The sequence below is a fragment of the Phytohabitans kaempferiae genome, assembly GCF_042433955.1.
GTDB classification, from domain to species: domain Bacteria; phylum Actinomycetota; class Actinomycetes; order Mycobacteriales; family Micromonosporaceae; genus Phytohabitans; species Phytohabitans kaempferiae.
The window spans coordinates 1-16,308 of record NZ_JBHLUH010000080.1 but is presented as its reverse complement, the minus strand read 5'-3'; the positions used below and the strand labels follow the sequence as shown (position 1 = coordinate 16,308).

Annotated in this window: 16 protein-coding genes; 6 read left to right on the top strand and 10 right to left on the bottom strand. The window is 73.0% G+C overall.

The genetic code is table 11. From position 1 onward, the window contains the following. Position 1: 1 nt before the first annotated feature. The 7 genes from ACFFIA_RS37335 to ACFFIA_RS37305 are packed head-to-tail and all read right to left on the bottom strand — an operon-like array spanning position 2 to position 6,435. The gene (locus ACFFIA_RS37335) at positions 2-679 is read right to left on the bottom strand and encodes a phage baseplate assembly protein V (protein WP_377260700.1); all 678 of its coding nucleotides are present in this window, start codon (positions 677-679) and stop codon (positions 2-4) included. Beyond that, a complete protein-coding gene (locus ACFFIA_RS37330; RefSeq protein ID WP_377260697.1) occupies positions 676-1,698 on the bottom strand; it encodes a hypothetical protein in 1,023 nt (340 codons plus the stop codon). The genes ACFFIA_RS37335 and ACFFIA_RS37330 overlap by 4 nt, the downstream gene beginning before the upstream one ends. 39 nt (positions 1,699-1,737) lie before the next feature. After that, entirely contained in the window at positions 1,738-2,427 is a 690-nt protein-coding gene (locus tag ACFFIA_RS37325) for a hypothetical protein (protein WP_377260694.1), read from the bottom strand. Further along, positions 2,424-3,197 (bottom strand): hypothetical protein, encoded by a 774-nt coding sequence (locus ACFFIA_RS37320; RefSeq protein ID WP_377260692.1) that lies wholly within the window; start codon positions 3,195-3,197, stop codon positions 2,424-2,426. The genes ACFFIA_RS37325 and ACFFIA_RS37320 overlap by 4 nt, the downstream gene beginning before the upstream one ends. A gap of 3 nt (positions 3,198-3,200) precedes the next feature. Beyond that, positions 3,201-3,737 (bottom strand): hypothetical protein, encoded by a 537-nt coding sequence (locus ACFFIA_RS37315; RefSeq protein WP_377260690.1) that lies wholly within the window; start codon positions 3,735-3,737, stop codon positions 3,201-3,203. Continuing rightward, positions 3,734-4,126 carry a hypothetical protein gene (locus ACFFIA_RS37310; protein ID WP_377260688.1) on the bottom strand — a complete coding sequence of 131 codons (393 nt, stop codon included), beginning with the start codon at positions 4,124-4,126 and terminating at the stop codon, positions 3,734-3,736. Before ACFFIA_RS37310 ends, ACFFIA_RS37315 begins: the two co-directional genes overlap by 4 nt. Before the next feature lie 20 nt (positions 4,127-4,146). Next, entirely contained in the window at positions 4,147-6,435 is a 2,289-nt protein-coding gene (locus ACFFIA_RS37305; protein WP_377260686.1) for a phage tail sheath C-terminal domain-containing protein, read from the bottom strand. Between the two features lie 329 nt (positions 6,436-6,764). On the opposite strand from ACFFIA_RS37305, the gene ACFFIA_RS37300 reads away from it, so the two are divergent. Genes ACFFIA_RS37300 through ACFFIA_RS37280 form a run of 5 tightly spaced genes read left to right on the top strand, consistent with a single transcriptional unit; the run spans position 6,765 to position 9,729 of the window. After that, a complete protein-coding gene (locus tag ACFFIA_RS37300) occupies positions 6,765-6,953 on the top strand; it encodes a hypothetical protein (protein WP_377260684.1) in 189 nt (62 codons plus the stop codon). Continuing rightward, positions 6,950-7,411, top strand: a complete 462-nt coding sequence (locus ACFFIA_RS37295; protein ID WP_377260682.1) for a type II CBASS E2 protein — start codon at positions 6,950-6,952, stop codon at positions 7,409-7,411. The genes ACFFIA_RS37300 and ACFFIA_RS37295 overlap by 4 nt, the downstream gene beginning before the upstream one ends. Beyond that, positions 7,401-8,249 (top strand): ThiF family adenylyltransferase, encoded by an 849-nt coding sequence (locus ACFFIA_RS37290; RefSeq protein ID WP_377260679.1) that lies wholly within the window; start codon positions 7,401-7,403, stop codon positions 8,247-8,249. The genes ACFFIA_RS37295 and ACFFIA_RS37290 overlap by 11 nt, the downstream gene beginning before the upstream one ends. Further along, positions 8,246-9,256, top strand: coding sequence for a hypothetical protein (locus tag ACFFIA_RS37285; RefSeq protein WP_377260677.1), 1,011 nt, complete (start codon positions 8,246-8,248; stop codon positions 9,254-9,256). Before ACFFIA_RS37290 ends, ACFFIA_RS37285 begins: the two co-directional genes overlap by 4 nt. Next, entirely contained in the window at positions 9,253-9,729 is a 477-nt protein-coding gene (locus ACFFIA_RS37280) for a hypothetical protein (protein WP_377260675.1), read from the top strand. The genes ACFFIA_RS37285 and ACFFIA_RS37280 overlap by 4 nt, the downstream gene beginning before the upstream one ends. 10 nt (positions 9,730-9,739) lie before the next feature. On the opposite strand, the gene ACFFIA_RS37275 is transcribed toward ACFFIA_RS37280, so the two are convergent. Genes ACFFIA_RS37275 through ACFFIA_RS37265 form a run of 3 tightly spaced genes read right to left on the bottom strand, consistent with a single transcriptional unit; the run spans position 9,740 to position 13,489 of the window. After that, the gene (locus ACFFIA_RS37275) at positions 9,740-11,980 is read right to left on the bottom strand and encodes a xanthine dehydrogenase family protein molybdopterin-binding subunit (protein WP_377260672.1); all 2,241 of its coding nucleotides are present in this window, start codon (positions 11,978-11,980) and stop codon (positions 9,740-9,742) included. Then, entirely contained in the window at positions 11,977-12,954 is a 978-nt protein-coding gene (locus ACFFIA_RS37270; protein ID WP_377260670.1) for an FAD binding domain-containing protein, read from the bottom strand. Before ACFFIA_RS37270 ends, ACFFIA_RS37275 begins: the two co-directional genes overlap by 4 nt. After that, the gene (locus ACFFIA_RS37265; protein WP_377260668.1) at positions 12,941-13,489 is read right to left on the bottom strand and encodes a (2Fe-2S)-binding protein; all 549 of its coding nucleotides are present in this window, start codon (positions 13,487-13,489) and stop codon (positions 12,941-12,943) included. The genes ACFFIA_RS37270 and ACFFIA_RS37265 overlap by 14 nt, the downstream gene beginning before the upstream one ends. A gap of 93 nt (positions 13,490-13,582) precedes the next feature. Between ACFFIA_RS37265 and ACFFIA_RS37260 the strand changes: the two genes are divergently transcribed. Further along, the gene (locus tag ACFFIA_RS37260) at positions 13,583-16,258 is read left to right on the top strand and encodes an AAA family ATPase (RefSeq protein ID WP_377260666.1); all 2,676 of its coding nucleotides are present in this window, start codon (positions 13,583-13,585) and stop codon (positions 16,256-16,258) included. Positions 16,259-16,308 lie beyond the last annotated feature (50 nt).

Here is a 16,308-nt window from a genome sequence, read left to right as displayed (position 1 = left end):
GTCAGTTCAGCTCCACGGTCTGGCCTTTGACGGTCACCGACGTGTCGGCCGCGACCTCCACCGCGCGGCCCTTGAGCTTGAGCGTCCCGGAGGCCGCGACGGTCACGTCGCCGTTGCCGTCCAGGTCGACCTGGCAGTCCTTGACCTTGAGCGTGGCCCGCCCCGACGACCCGCCCGGCTGGCGGATGCTGAGCTTGGCGTCGCCCACGGTGACCACCACCTCGGCCGGCGCGATCCGCACCTCGACCGCCGCCTCTCCGTCCAGCCCGACGGTGAGCAGCCGGTCGCCGGCGGAGGGCGCGGCCACCACCACGTCGAGCCGAGCCGCCGAATCGGCCTCCCCGGCCGGCAGCCGGAGCACGCTCTGCTCGGCGGTGTGCTCGGGCGGTTCGAGGCCGTCGTGGTACAGCCGGCCGACGATGATCGGGGCGTGCAGGTCGCCGCCCGCGAAGAGCACCGCGACAAGGTCACCGACCGCGGGCAGCGAGGCCGCGCCGGTGATGCCGACCGCCACCGGTACGCGGGGCAGAACGAGCCCGGTGTCCCGCAGCTCGACGGCGCAGGCGTGGTCGCGTTCCGCGCTCGGGTACACCGACCGCACCACGCCCAGCTCGCAGACGCGCAGCCGGGCCACCTCGTGCCGGGCGAGCGTCGAGATCGCTTCGGCCAGGCGGGTCACAGCAGACCTCCCACCGCGCCGGCGAGCGCGCCCGCGGCACCGGCGAGCAGGCCGCCCAACTGGCCGAGCAGGTCGGCGTCGGCACCGGCCCGGGCCACCACACGGCTCCGACCGCCGGCCGCGTCGACCCGGTGCTCCACGCGGCGCACCTGGAGCAGCGGTACCGGTACCGGCGCGTCCTGTATCTCCAGCACGTCGCCGGGGCCGAGCGCAGGCAGCAGGAACGTCTCCAACTCGACCGGGCGGCGCCGGGTCGCCTCCCGCGTGACCCACGCGGTGCTCGCGTCCGCCGCCACGTCACTGGCCCGCAGCCCGGGCCGGTAGCGCACCGCCGCCGGTGGAGCGGGCGGCGCCCCGCCGGTCGTGAACCGGAACGCGCCTGGACGGTCGTCGGCGGGCCCCGGTCCCTCGCCGGCCAGCGCGACGGCCGAGGCCGGCACGCCCGCCTCGGTCGCGCGCACCGCGAGTACCTCGCGCCCCCAGCGCAGCGCCACGTCGGCGGCGACCGGCTCGCGCCCGACCGAGGTGACCTTGCCATCCGCGGTGACGAACGCGTCGGCCCCGGCCCAGGCGGCGAGGCGGGCCACGTGCTCCCAGCCCGTCGCGGCCCCGTCGGCCAGGTACGCCGGCAGCGTCGGGCCGTCGTCCAGCGCACCGACCGAGGCACCAGCGTCGCCGGCGAGCGCCCGCACCACCGCGCCGGCGGTCTGCCCCTCGTACGTCGTGGCCGGCCGCAACTGGGCCAGCGCCCACGACGCGTCCCCGGCGAGCACGTCGACCCCGCCCGGCGTGTGCCGCAGGCCGATCACCTGGCCGGTGAAGACGGTGGCGGCCGACTCGCCGCTGTCCAGGTCGAGCCGTACGTCGTCGCCGACCGCGGCGGGCAGGTCGCCGACGAACGGCAGCCGCGCGCGCAGCCGCCCCACGCCCGGAGCTACCGACCGCTCGACGCGCAGCCGCACCACATGGGACGTGTACTCCCGGTCGCCCATGACGAGGGTATGGCCAAGGGTCAGCATGCCCGGCGTCTCCTTCCGTCCCTTGTGGAGTGCGTGCGGTCAGTCCTCGAAGAAGGCGGTCACCACGGCGGTGACGGCGCCCTGCGCGCGGTCGGCGAGCTGGCCGAGGCGGCCGATCTCGTCGGCGAGCGGCTGCACGGGGTTGCCGACGGAGAGCCCACCGGCCGCCGCCACCAGCCCCTGGAGCTGGTCGACCGCGTCCAGCGCCGCGTCGACCGCGCCGGCCACGTCGCCCGCCAGGTCCGCGATGTCGTCGAGTACCGACAGGTCGATGCCGAGGTCGGGCAGGCTCAGGTCGGGCAGGCCGAGGTCGCCGAAGCCCAGGTCGCCGAAGCCGAGGCCGCCACCGGTCGGGGCCGGCTCGGGCAGTTCGGGCGACTCCACGAGCCGGATGCGGTACGCGAAGTGGTTGGCGTAGCCGGCGATCTCCCCTGCCACGAACCGCTCGATCACCACGTGGTGCAGGTCGAGCGCCGCGGCGATGTCGGCCGAGAAGACCTGCTCCTCGCCGCCGACCGCGAGCTCCTGGAGGGTACGCAGGTCGTCGAGCGCGCTCTCGCCGTAGAGCACGCCTTCCAGCTCGATGACGTGCGAGCCCCGGCCGTGGCGCTGTACCAGGCGTCCGGGCAGCCCTTCGACCGGCAGCAGCGCGAAGCCGCCGTCGACCTCGTGGCGTACCCGCTGCACGGCCTGGAGCGCCACGTCGCCGATCATCGGTATCGGCCTCATGGCTCGAGGTCCAGCACGCCGAGCAGGAGCGCGTCCTCCTCCAGGACGCCGGCGAGCAGGTCGGCGAGGTCGCCGGCCCGGTCGTGGTCACCGGCGCCGTCCGGCACGGCGTCCACTGTGGATGCGATGCGGGCGGGGTCGCCGAGCGCCGCGTGGACCGGGGCGGCGGCCGGCAGCAGCGGCGTGAGCGCGGAGTCGATGGCCGCCGCGGCGAACGGCACCGGATCCCGCCGCTCCTCCGGCCAGGTGGGCTCGGCGAGCGGCCCGGCGGCCCGGCCGGGCGGCGGCGCGCCGGACGGCGTGTCGGGGGCACCGGCGACGCGCGGGATGGTTCGCGGGACGCGCGTCGCCGGTGTGCTCGGGCCAGCCTTCGCCTCGACCCGCGCGGCGTTCGCGGTAACGGGCGTCGCGGTCGCGGCGGGCGGCATCGCGCTCGTGGCGGGCGGCATTGTCTTCGGCGCGTGCGGATAGAGCGGCGCGGTCGGGGCGCCCGGCACCGGGGCCGTCGCCGAGGCGGGCGAGCCGGCCCGAGCTACCGGCGAATCCGGCGCCGGACCGGGCGGTGGCGCCACGATGAAGGCAGGCGTGGACGCGGGCGCCAGTCGCTCCACGGTGGACGGCTCAGAAGGGCCGAGCGGTGACGCGGAAGGCCATCCGCCCGGCGCGGCGGCGGACACCGGCTCCCCCATGGCAGCCGGCGACGCCGCGAGCGGCGCGGCGAGGGCGCGCAGCCACGACCAGACCTCGGTGCGGGCGGCCTCGACGTCCACGGCTCAGTCCTCCAGTCGGAACACGCGGTACGACTCGTCCTCGCCGGCCGGCGCGGTCGCGGGCTCAGGACCGGGCTCGGGCACCTGCTCGGCGCGCACCGCGTGGTACCAGCGGTCCACGTCGGCGGCGGCCGAGGCGTCGATCTCCGCCGGCCCCCAGCCGGTCGCCTTCGCCAGCCGCACCATCTGCGTGGCCGCGTCGACGCCGGGCACCGGTGCGGGCGTGCGGGCACCGGCGGTGGCGCACCAGGCGAGCGCGGCCAGCCCGACCACCTCGCGGTCCGTGCTCCGCGCCGGCACCGGCTCCACCAGCAGCTCGATCGCACTCTCCACGAGCGACCCCACGTCGAGCGTGACGCCGTCGTGGTGGGCGGCGAGCAGGCGCCGCCGTTCCCCGAAGGTCCACGGCCGCAGCCGGTAGTCGGCGCCGCCCCAGGTGACTCCGGCGGCTCCGCTCGTCGCGTCGACCCGCAGGGGCACGACCTCCGCGCCGAGGCGGAGCCGGCCCGGCTCGACGGCGATCGTGGCGAACGGGGTCATGCCGGCACGTCCTCTTCACGTACCCGTGTGGCGGAGAACTGGTAGACGGTCTCCTGGTGGCCGCCGTCCCCGAGCTCGACCTGCTTGGACTCCATCCAGCACTCGTCGAACGCGACGGTGCGCTGGTTGGCCCCGTGCCGCAGCGTCGCCACGACCTGGAACTCGGCCGGCCCGGTCAGCAGGCCGTCGAGCACCTTGGCGGTGGACGCCACGCGCAGGCGTCCGGTGACGCTGCGGGCGCCGTAATACACGGCGATCCGCTCGTCCGTGCCGATCGCGGTGACCTCGCGCCGTTCCCGCGCCGACCGGTACTCGATCGCGCGGACCCCTTCGAGGAGTTCGTTTCCGACGCGGACCTCGGAGTCCCGAGCGGAGAAGACTAGTGGCATGTCCGTCCCTTCCTTCGACCTCAGAGGGCCTTGACGCGAAGCGTGGCGTAGACGTAGTCGATGGCCCGAACGGGACGGATCGCGATGTCGATGCGCACGATGCCCTGGGCGAAGTCCAGCGGCGTCGCGTAGACCCGGCTCTGGAACGCGGGATCCTCCCCGTCGGCGCTCGGCACGATCGCGCCGTCCCGCTCCAACCGCAGCAGGAACGCGGTGACCTGCTGCCCGAGCGCGGTGCGGTTGGCCTCGTCGTTGAGTTCGCCGATGAAGCCCTCGGCGATCCGCTTGATCTCCCGCACCGCCTGGTCGGCCGTGCGGGTCACGTTGATCTGCCAGCCGTTCGTCGCGATGCCCTTGACCACGATGACGCCCCGGCTGCGTTGCTGCTGGACGACGAGGATGTTTCCGGTCACCGGGTCGACGAGGCGGCGCAGCTCCGACTCGCGGAAGCGGCCGGGCGCGCCGCGCAGCGTCGGTACCCCCTTGAAGGTGGGCGACCGGAAGACGTCGAGGCGGCCGACGACCCCGGCGACCGCCGCGTGTGTCCCATGTGGAGCGCAGAGCACGAAGCGGGACGAGCGGACGCTGTTGGCGTGGTCGAGGATCTCGCTCACGTCGTCCTCGTCCGGCCCCACCGAGCCGAACGCGATGGCCGGCGCGCCCCGGTCGGCGGCCCCGTCGGCGAAGGCGCGCAGGGCGCTGTGCACCTGTACGACGTCGAGCGCCTCGTTCCCGTACACCTGGACCGACGCGGCCACGAGGTCGATCCGCTCGTCGGCGGCGAGTGCGTCGACGGCGGCCAGGTACGCGGCCGTGGGCGGCGGTGCGCTCGCGCTGAGCCGGCGCCGGCCACCGGTCGCCGCGGGCAGCTCGCTCACGCCCGCCCGCGTGTAGAGGTCGTACGCGCGCAGGCGCGTGGACTCGGCCGCCAGCACGGCGGTGAGGTAGCGGTCGCTGTCCGGGTCCATGGTGAGGTTCTCGTGCCGTTCCAGCGTGTTGCCGCCGGCGTCATCGAGCGTCAGGCGGAAGCCGCCGGAGGTGGTCGTCAGGCGCAGTACCCAGCCGGTCGGGTCGTTGTCCGGGGCGGCGCCGACCTCGGCCACCTCGCCACCGCTCGCGACGAGGCGGATGACGGGCTCGCGGCCGCGGCCGCCGGCGAGGAATCCGGAGTTGGCGGCCGCCGTGTCCAGCGCGGCCGTTGTGGGCGCCTCGACGGCGAGGTCGACGAAGAGGTTGCCGGCGAACGAGGCGACCACCTCGTCCACGGAGCGGCGGTCTTCGGCGACGATGTCGTCGGCGCCGGCGGGACGCACCACGACCGTGCGGCTCTCGCCGAGCTGCGTGGTGGCCACGGCGGGCAGGCCACCGCCATCGATCGCCTCGGCGCGCACGATCTGCGAGTTGGCCAGCGCGGCGACCACCGCACCGGCGGAGGCCAGGTCGGTGAACTGCTCGTCCTCCACACCGCGTACCACGGTCACGCTGACCGTGCCGGCGACGGAGCCTGCGGCGACGGCCACCGTGATCGGTGTCGGGGCGGTGTCCCGCGCGGTGACCCGCAGCGCCGGGCGGCTCGCTCCGTCGTTGAGGATCCCGACCCGGCGGCCGGCGGTCACCTGTACGGAGATCTGGTTGCCCCGCTCGCCCGCGTTCTTCGCGGTGACCCGCAGCGCGTTCACGCCGCCGGCTTGGAGCACGCGCTGGGCCCGGGTCGGCTGCCGGTTGACGAAGGCGCCGGCGTCGCTCACGCTGGTCGGCTCGGCGTCGAGGAGCGCGGCGTCCAGAGCGACCAGCACCGTCGAGTCACGGTTGACCACCTGGAAGAGGTCGCGCTCCGGCGTGCGCGGATCGATGATCAGGTTGCGGTGCACCTCGGCCAGGACCCCGCCGATGTAGACGGACAGGTCGACCGCCCGCACGCTGCGGCCGTCGGCGCTGATCACCTCGTCGACCCGCACCTCCACGTCGTCGGCCCACGGGCCGGCGGCACGGGCGCGAAGCTCGACCACGGCGTCACCGTCGCGGTCGCTGAGCCGGATCGTCCCGGTGCCCGCGGCTCCCGCGTCGACCGCCGAGACGACCACCTCGGACGCGCCGTTACGCAGGGCGTCGGCGAGCTCGGGCATCGAGTGGAGCGTGCCGGGGCCGAGCAGCGGGGCGATCTCGGCGGTCGAGGTGAGCCCCACCAGCCCGCTCGCGGCCCGGTCGACGACACCGACAAGCCCCAGGATTCCCGAGGGCGACGGCGGCGGTGGCACCACGTCGAACCGAGCCTCGACGCGGACTCCGGGGACAACCAGAGCGGTCATGGACGCCTCCTCGCCTGGCAGACGGACTTACCCGGTATGAGCGACGGCACCGGGCGCCACGTACGTCAGCTACCCGACAGATCCACCAGGTACGAATTGATCTCGCCGGGAAAACCAGCGGTGAAAAGCCACACGACCACCTGAACATGAACGGGTTATCGCCGTCACCCGTTCAGACGATGCGTCGCGCCCGAGGCGTTTCCTAACCTTCTCGCGGGCGAGTCGATCGACCGCCATGAGGGTCCTGTCAGATGTTGGACACTCGCCGAGAATGTCTATCTCGTCTTGCGCAGTTCAGGCGCGTGGGGCTCTATGGAGGTTTCGGTCGGATGACTTCACGGGAAGAGGCCGAGCGACTCCTGAAGTCGATCGGCGAAGACGACATCGTGGAGATCGACGAGGAAGGCCGACCGCGCCAGACCGGCACATCCATGGCCGCGCCGAGAGAAAAGCCCGTTGCTGGCATTTCTGATTCAAAAGGTGAATACAGCCGCCTCTTCCCCGGTTGGTCGGCATGACGATCAAGGTGCCGCGTGGCATGCTGGCCACCACCGTCTCCGGCAATCAGCGATTCCAGGAAGAGGTCGCGACCCTGGGTCGTTACTTTCCTGGCTTCACGCTGCGGCGGAGCCAAGGAGACATCTGGGCCGATGCGGCCGGCACGCTGCGCACGTTCGCCGACAAGAGATACCAGATACGCATCATCCTGGGCAGCAACTTCCCGCACACCGTGCCTGATATCGAGCCGGTCGGATGGCGCCCGAAGTCCAATCCACACATGTATCCCAGTGGAAACCTCTGCGTCATGCGCAGCAGCCAATGGAGCAGCTTCATGACGACCGCGGTCATGGTGGCCAAGGCGGCGATCTGGCTGAACAAATACGAGGTGTGGCTCGACAAGCGCTACTGGCCGGGCAGCGAGCAGCACGACCACAATATGATCTACAACCTACGGAAGTGGTGGCATGAGCTCTGAAGCCACCTTGGACACTTCCAGGATCGACTACCTCATCGCGCAGAGCGACGTGGCGTCCCTCCGGGTCGTGGTCGTGGGGGTCGGCAGCGGCGGCGCTGTCGTGGTCGAACGCCTGGCCATGTGCGGGATCAGGTCGTGGGCGCTGTTCGACCCGGATCTGCTCGAGCCGGTCAACCTCGTCAAGCATCCGGCTCGGCGTTCCGACCTGTTCCGCCCCAAGGTCGAGATCACGGCGGAGTGGTTGAGAGACCGCAACCCGCGCGCCGACGTGCGCGCCTATCAGGCGGATGTGGTCGGCCTCCAGACGTTCGACGACGAGATCGCCAATGCCGACCTGGTGGTCTGCGCGGTAGACAACGCCGCCGCACGTAGCTACATCAACCACCTTTGCGTCGCGGCCCGGCTGCCCTGCGTCTTCGGATCGGTCTTCCGCACCGGCCTGGGCGGCGAGGTCTACGCCTACCTGCCCGGCGAGACCGGCTGTCACGACTGCAAGCTGCGGTACGTCGCCGAGCAGGGCACCGACCTCGACAACCTGCTCGAGCTCACGCAGGAGGAGACGCATCACATCTACGGGCTGGGCGAGGGCGACTTCGCCGCGTCCGGCCTGGCCGTCGACATCGGCATCGTCGCCACCATGCACGCCCACTACATCATGTCGCTCTTCGGCGCCAAGGGATCGGCCTACCTCACCGCGCCCAGCTTCAACTGGCTGACGATCGGCCTGCGCGACGTGCCTGACCTTTTCAGCGTCTACCAGTGCTTCCGGATGAAACTGCGCGGGCGGCACGACTGCCTGCACGAGTGCGGAGCCGGTTACCGGAAGGGGGCGGGATGAACCCTCGGCTTCCCCGGGTGACGATCGACATGGCCGTTGCCGCTCGATTCGCGGAGGAGATCCACCGAAATCCGGACATCGAGGTGGGCGGAAAGTACATCGGTTTCGTACACGGCCCGGCCCGGCTGCCGACGCTCGGCGCGCGGCACGAGGTGATGTCGTCCCTGGCGTTCGAGGTGGTCGACTACATCGATGCCGGCCCGGGGGCGAGCAGATCGGACGCACACCACTATCCCGACCGCGACTACCAGTTGCGACGCTTCCGCGAGATCGAGCGGATGATGCCGGCGATAGAACACCTCGGGAGCTGGCACAGTCACCATCCCAACGGGGTCAGAAACCTCAGTGACCGCGACCTCGACGGTTACTTCTGGACGGTAAACAACCAAGATCACAACCACGATTTCTTCCTGGCCAGCCTCGCCGTCGACGAGACCGGCTTCAACCACGCTCGGCACTTCCTGTTCGTCCGAGGTGACCAGCACTACTACGAGATCCCGCTGGCCAATATCGAGCTGGTGTCGGACGCCAGCTCGTCCCGGCGCACTCCGCCCCAGGCGGAGGAGACGACGCTCGACGTGCCGGGCTGGACCGACAACGCCATCGGTCGCAGCCAGTTGGCACGAGACCGCGAGTTCGTGTTTCGACGGCTCACCGCGCTGAAGTACGGCATCACCTCGGGTCGGGTCACTCTGACCGGCACGGTGCATGCCGCCAGCGGCGTCGACATCGAGGTGAAGATGGTCTACCCCTCGCGAGTCGGCGGAGACGACGGCTTACTCAAGATCCGCACACTGAACCCGCCTTCCATCGAGTTCATCCTCGAAGACAAATACGCGGTCAACGCACGCTCCGTGCAGGGCGCGATCGTCGCCGTGGACCTGTGGAACTGGCGGGCCACGCGCGCGGCGTATGTCGTCGCGTTTCAGGCGATGAACGGGATGCAACGATGGCTCGGACTGGGCCGAAACGACCGGGACCACTCAGCGCCGAAGGACATCTCATGACCGGATCTGTCGGCGCCGGTAATTCCCAGGTGTGCCACCGGCCCGATTCCTTCACGTGCGGTCAGCATCTCACCCCGGCCGCCGACGCCATCGGCCGTAAGTTCGGCAAGAACGGTGTGGTCGAGTTCTCGCCGCGTGCCGCCGCTGAGCTGAAGAGCTGCCACGCCAGCTACCTGGCGGCCGTCGGTGCCGACGCGATCGACCTGGCCAAGAAGCAGGGCTTGGACGTGGTCTCGGCAGAGCACGTCCGGACCGCTCGCCGGATGCAGCTGAGCAAGGACGACGGCGCGGGCCGGAAGAACGCGACCAACGTGGTCGGCGGCGTGGTGCTGGGCGCCGCCGTCCCGCAGGTGGTGCAGTTCGCGATCGCCGACGAACCGATAGGCAGGCCGGCGGTCCTGATCACCGTGGGCCTCTTCGTGGTCGGCCTGCTGCTGTTGTTCTACGGCCTCTCCCCGGGACGCCGCGCCTAGGGTCTGGCGGCTACGGCGGGTCCATGACCAGCTCGGCGGTCATCGGCAGCGCGTGCATCCGCCGGCCGGTCGCGTGGTACACCGCGTTGGCGATGGCCGCGGCGACGCCGACCTGGCCGATCTCGCCGACGCCCTTGGCGCCGAGCGGGCCGACCACCTCGTCGTGTACCTCGATCAGGTCGATCGTCACGTCGGGCGCGTCCGCGTTGACCGGCACGAGGTAGTCGCCGAGGCTGGTGGCGCTCCACCGGCCGAAGCGGGGGTCCATCCGGTTGCCTTCGAGCAGCGCCTGCCCGAGCCCCCACAGCATCCCGCCCATGAGCTGGCTGCGGGCGGTCTTGGGATTGAGGACCCGGCCGGGCGCGAACGCTCCGGCGAGCCGGCGTACCCGTACGAGGCCCAGCTCCGGATCGACCGCGACCTCGGCGAACTGGGCACCGAAGGTGAGCAGCCCGTGCGGCGTGTCCGGCGGTGGCGGGGTCCAGCTGCCCAGCGCCTCCGCGTCCTCCAGGTGGTGACGGGTCATGGCCTCGCCGTACGTCTCACCGACCTCGGGACGCCCGCGCAGGACCATCCGTCCATCGTGGACCTCGACCTGTGCCGGGTCGGCGCCGTGCAGGGGCGAGCCCTCGTCCGCGACCGCCATGGCGATGAGCTGGTCGCGGAGGGCGGTGGCGGCGTTGTGTACGGCGGCGCTGACCATCATCGCCCCGGACGAGCCGACCGCCGCCGATGTGTTGGGCAGGTCGGTGTCGCCCGCCTCGAAGCGCACCGTGTCCATCGGCAGCCCCAGCCCGTCGGCGGCGACCTGCGTCATCACCGTGGTCACGCCGGTGCCGAACTCCTGCGTACCGGTCTGCACCACCGCGTCGCCACCGGCGTAGATCCGGGCCCGGGCCCGCTGCGTGGGCATGAGGAACGCGACCGGGTACGCGGCCGCCGCCATCCCGGTGCCGATCAGCCAGTCTCCGTCGCGGCGCATCCGGGGTCGCGGGTCGCGCCCGGCCCAGCCGAACGACGACGCCGCTGTACGCAGGCACTCCGCCAGGCCGTCGCTGGACCACGGGTTGCCCCGAGGGTCGGTCTCGGCGTGGCAGTGCAGCCGGAGGGCGAGCGGGTCGACCCCGAGCGTGTACGCCAGCTCGTCCATCGCGGTCTCCAGCACGAACACGCCGACCGTCTCGCCCGGCCCCCGGGTGAACGTAGGCGTCATCGTGTTTCCCCTGACCAGCTGGTGCACCCCCTCGGCGTTGGGCGTGGCGTACACCTGCGTGGTCGTACCGGTCGCCGGCTCGGCCCAGTCGTCGAACGGCGAGGTGATCGAGAGCTTGTGGTGCCGGATCGCGGTCAGCGTGCCGTCCCGCTTGGCACCGAGCGAGATCGCCTGCTCCTGCTCCTCCCGGTGCCCGGTGGCGGTGAACGCCTGCGTACGGGTCAGCATCAGCCGCACCGGATGCCGTACGTGCCGGGCCGCCATCGCCGCCAGCGTCACGTGCGGCCAGGTCATCGCCTTGCCGCCGAAGCCGCCGCCGACGAAGTGTGTGATCACGCGGACGTCGGAGGCTGGCAGCCCGAGCAGTTGGGCGACGGTGAGCTGGCTGGCCCGGATGCCCATGGTCGAGTCGTAAAGCGTGAGCCGGTCCTCCTCCCACACCGCGGTCGTCGCCGAGGTCTCGATGGCGTTGTGGTGGTTGGCCGCGAACCGGTACATCACGTCCACGCGCACGTCCGCCTCGGCGAGCCCGGCGTCCACGTCTCCATACGCCATCCGCGCCGGCATGAGCCCGCCGAAGAGCGTCTGCGGCTCGTACGCCAAACTGCGACCCTCGCCGAGCGTGGTGACCGACGGGGCACGCTCGTAGTCGATGTGGACCAGGGACGCGGCGTACTGGGCGCGCTCGTGGCTGTCCGCCACCACGAGTGCGACCGGCTGGCCGGCGTAGTGCACCTGGTCGTCCTGCATCGGAAAAAAGCTCTCGCCGGGCGCGGCCGCTCCGACCAGCGAGGGCAGCAGGCGCGGTGCCGCGGCGACCTTCGGCAGGTTCTCGTGGGTCAGGACCGCGAGTACCCCGCCCGCGGCGAGCGCCGCGCTGCTGTCGATCGCGCGTATCCGTCCACTGGGGATGGTCGCGCCGACGAGGGCCGCGTGCGCGAGGTCGGGAAGCACGATCTCGGCCGTGTACCGCGCCGCGCCGGTGACCTTTGCCCGCCCGTCGACCCGGTCGACGGCGCTGCCGACCGCGGGGCTCACGCCGCGCCCGCCAGCACTCGGGCGATCGTCCGCTCCGCCAGCGGCACCTTGAACGCGTTGTCCGGGCGTACGTCGGCGCCGGCCAGCTCGGAGACGGCCGCCGCCGCGTACGACTCCCGGGTCGCCGGCGCCCCGATCAGCTCCGCCTCGGCGATCCGGGCCCGCCACGGCTTCGTACCGACCCCGCCGAGCGCCAGCCGCACGTCCCGTACCACGCCTTCCGAGACCGCGATCGCCGCCGCGACCGAGACGAGGGCGAACTCGTACGACTGGCGGTCGCGGATCTTCGCGTACGTCGAGCGGACCGCGATCACGTCGCCGGGCAGGTCGACCGCCACGATCAGCTCCCCCTGGGCGAGCGAATGCTCCCGGTCCGGCGTGTCGCCGGGCAGCAGGTAGAAGTCGTCGATCGGGATCGAGCGCGAGCCGTTCGGGCCGATCACGTGCACCACCGCGTCGAAGGCGACCAACGCCACCGCCAGGTCGGACGGATGCGTGGCGATGCAGCTCGGGCTGCCGCCGAGGATGGCGTGGCTGCGGTTGACGCCGTCCAGCGCGGCGCAACCGGTGCCCGGCTCGCGCTTGTTGCAGGGCGAGACGCCGTCCCGGAAGTAGGCGCAGCGTACACGCTGGCAGAGGTTGCCGCCGATCGAGGCCATGTTGCGCAGTTGCTCCGAGGCGCCGAGCAGCAGCGCCTGTGACACTGCGGGGTAGCGGGCGACGATACGCGGGTCGCGGGCCACATCGCTCATCCGGGCCAGCGCGCCCAGCCGCAGGCCGCCACCGGGCAGCTCCTCGACGTCGCGGTACGGCAGCTCGTTGATGTCGACAAGTACGTCGTGCGGGACGATGCCCAGCCGGAGCAGGTCGACCTCGGTGGTACCGCCGGCCAGGAACGCCGCCGTCGGGGTCCGCTCGACCAGCGCTATGGCGGTCGCCGCGTCGTGCGGCCGGGCGTAGCTAAGCGGCCGCATGTCCGCTCTCCTCCCGCCCGTCCCGGACATCCCTGATCGCCGCGCGGATGTTGGGGTACGCCGCGCAACGACAGATGTTGCCGCTCATGTACTCGGCGATGTCGGTGTCGGTGCTCGCGTTCCCTTCCGCCAGCAGCGCGACCGCCGACATGATCTGTCCGGGTGTGCAGTACCCGCACTGGAACGCGTCCCGCGCGATGAACGCCTTCTGCATGGGGTGCAGCTCGTCGCCGTCGGCCAGCCCCTCGATCGTGGTGACCTCGTACCCCTCGCAGGAGAGGGCGAGTGTGAGGCAGGAGAGTACGCGCCGCCCCTCCACCCACACCGTGCACGCGCCGCACGTGCCCTGGTCGCAGCCCTTCTTGGTACCGGTGAGGTCGAGGTGTACGCGCAGCGCGTCGAGCAGGCTGACCCGTGGCTCGACGCCGACGAGGTACGTGGTGCCGTTGACGGTGAGCCCGGTGGGCGCGCTGCCCGGTCCACGCGTGGCCGCGCGCGGATCGGCGGTGACGGCGACGGAGATCTCCAGATCCATCGGTCGAGTGTCGAACCCGGGCGCTTCTCCGGACTTCCGTCAGATGACCGTCGGCGTGACTTAAATTGGCAGTCGGTGGCACGGGGGATCCGAGTGGCTGCCGCCTTGGTGGGACGCGATGACGAGCTCGACGCCATCGCCCGTGTCCTGCCCGGTGGCGCGCTCCTGCTGACGGGCGTGACCGGCATCGGCCGATCCACGCTCCTGGACGCGGCGGCCGACCGGGCGGCGACGACCGGTGGCCTGGTGCTGCGCGGTTCCGGCACGCCGTTCGAGGCCGACCTGCCGTACGCCGGGCTGCACCAGTTGCTGTGGCCGCTGCGCGCCGAGGTCGGCGGGCTCGATCCGGCACACCGCGACGCCCTGCGCGCCGCGCTGGGTCTCGACGCCGGGCCGTGTGCCGACCGGCTGGTGGTCGCCACGGCGTCCCTGACGCTGCTCACCCGCGCGGCGCCGGTACTCCTGATCGTGGACGACCTGCACCGGCTCGACCCGGCGAGCGCGGCGGTGGTGGGCTTCGTCGCCCGGCGGCTCGGCGACAGCGGCGCGGCGCTGCTGGCGGCCACCGACGCCGCCGGCGACCCCACCGGGATCGGCGTCCTGGAGGTGGGGCCGCTCCGCGAGCGCGCGGCGTCGGCGCTGGTGGCCGAGCACTTCCCCGACCTGGCCGAGCCGGCCCGCCGGCGCGTGCTCGCCACCGCCCGGGGCAATCCGCTGGCACTGCGCGAGCTGCCGGCCGCCCTCACCTCGGCACAGCGCAGTGGTGCCCAGGCGCTGCCCGACCCACTGCCGCTCGGCCCGCGCCTCGCCGCGTCGTACGGCGCCCGGCTCGACCGGCTGCCCCCGCCGACCCGCCGCCTGCTGCTGCTCGTCGCGCTCGACGGTCCGGGCGCGCTCGCGTACGCCGGCGACCTCGCCGACCTGCTGCCCGCCGAGCGCGCCGGGCTGGTGACCGTGGACGGCTGCCGGGTCCGGTTCCGTGACCCGCTGGCCCGTTCCGCCGTGGTGGCGCTCGCCCCGCCCGGCGAGCGGCGGGCGGCGTACCGCGTGCTGGCGGAAAGGGACGACCGGCCGGAACGCCGGGCGTGGCACCTCGCCAAGGCGACGCTCGGCCCGGACGAGCGAGTGGCCGGGCTGCTCATGAAGGCCGCGCACGCGCACCGCCGGCGGGGCGACGCGGCCGGCGCGTACGCGGCGATGGTGCGGGCGGCCGACCTCAGCCCGCGCGGCGCGGACCGCAGCCGGCGGCTCGCCGAGGCGGCGTCGGTACGGGCCGACGTCGACCTGCACGGCGTCTCCCGGCTGCTCGGCGACGCCCGGCAGGCCGACCCGGGGCGCCGCGGCTCGCTGCCGGCCGCTGTGGCGTCCGCCCTGCTCGTACTCAACGGCGACGGCGATGTCGACGCGGCGCACCGGCTCCTGGTCAACGCGCTGGACGACCGCGACCCGGCACAGGTCGACGCGCTGCACGCGCTGCTGGCGGTGTGCGCGCTCGGCGGGCGGGACGAGCTGTGGGCGCCGTTCCACGCGGCGGTCGCGCGGCTGCGCCCGGGGCCGCCGCCCCTGCTGGCGCTCGGCGCGTCGCTCGTCGCCGACCCCGCCCGCGCCACGCCCACCGACCTCGCGCTCCTCGACGACATGATCGGGCGGCTGCACGACGAGCCCGACCCGTCCCGCGTCGCCGCGGTCGGCCGGGCCGCGCTCTTCACCGACCGGATGTCCGCCTGCCGTGAGGCGCACCGCCGGGTCGTACGCGAAGGGCAGCGCGGCGGCGCCGCCGTCGCGGTGATCCGCGCGCTGGTCAACCTCTCCGTCGACGGCGTGCGCACCGGGCGCTGGGCGGAGGCGATGCGGCTGGCGGCGGAGGGGCGTGCGCTCTGCGCCGCGCACGGCTACCGGATCCTACGCTGGCCGCTCGCGTTCGGCGAGGCGTTGGTCGCGGCGGGGCGGGGCGACGACGAGGCGACCCGCGCCATCACCGCTCGGATGCTGCGCTGGGCGGCCCGGCACGGTGCCCGCTCGGTGACCCGTTCCGCGCACCACGCGCTGGCGGTCGCGGCGCTCGGCCAGGGCGACGCCGAGGAGGCGTACCGGCACGCCACGCAGGTGAGCCCGCCGGGCGTCCTGGCCGCCAACGCACCGCTGGCGCTCTGGTCCGCGATCGACCTGGTCGAGTCGGCGGCATGTACCGGCCGGCGGGCCGAGGCGGTCGCGCACGCCGCCGCCCTGGGACGCGTGGCGCTCCTCTCGCCACGGCTGGCGCTCGCCTCCGCAACGGCGACCGCGACCGTGGACCCGTCGGACGACCGCTTCACCGCCGCCCTCGCGGTGCCGGGCGGCGAGCGATGGCCCTTCGACCTGGCCCGGCTCCGGCTCGCGTACGGCGAGTGGCTGCGCCGGCGGCACGCCACGACGCCGGCCCGGGAGCAGCTCGGCGCGGCGGCACGCGCATTCGAGCGGCTGGGCGCGGCACCGTGGGCGGCCCGGGCGCGGGCCGAGCTGCGCGCCGCCGGTACGAGCGGGTCGGCTGGCGCCGCAGCGCTGACGCCGCAGGAACGGGAGATCGCGCTGCTCGCCGCGACCGGCTTGACCAACAAGGAGATCGGGCAGCGGCTGCACCTGTCGCACCGCACGGTCGGCGCGCACCTGTACCGCGTCTTTCCCAAGCTCGGCATCGGGTCGCGCGCCGCCCTGCGGGATGCCCTGACGCTCGGCGGCCCGGCCGGAACCGTATCCGGCCGGGCCGCCTCTCGAAATCAGCTTCCGTAGACCTCGAAGGTGAACAGCGAGTAGCCGTACGCCGTGGCACGCGCCGTGCC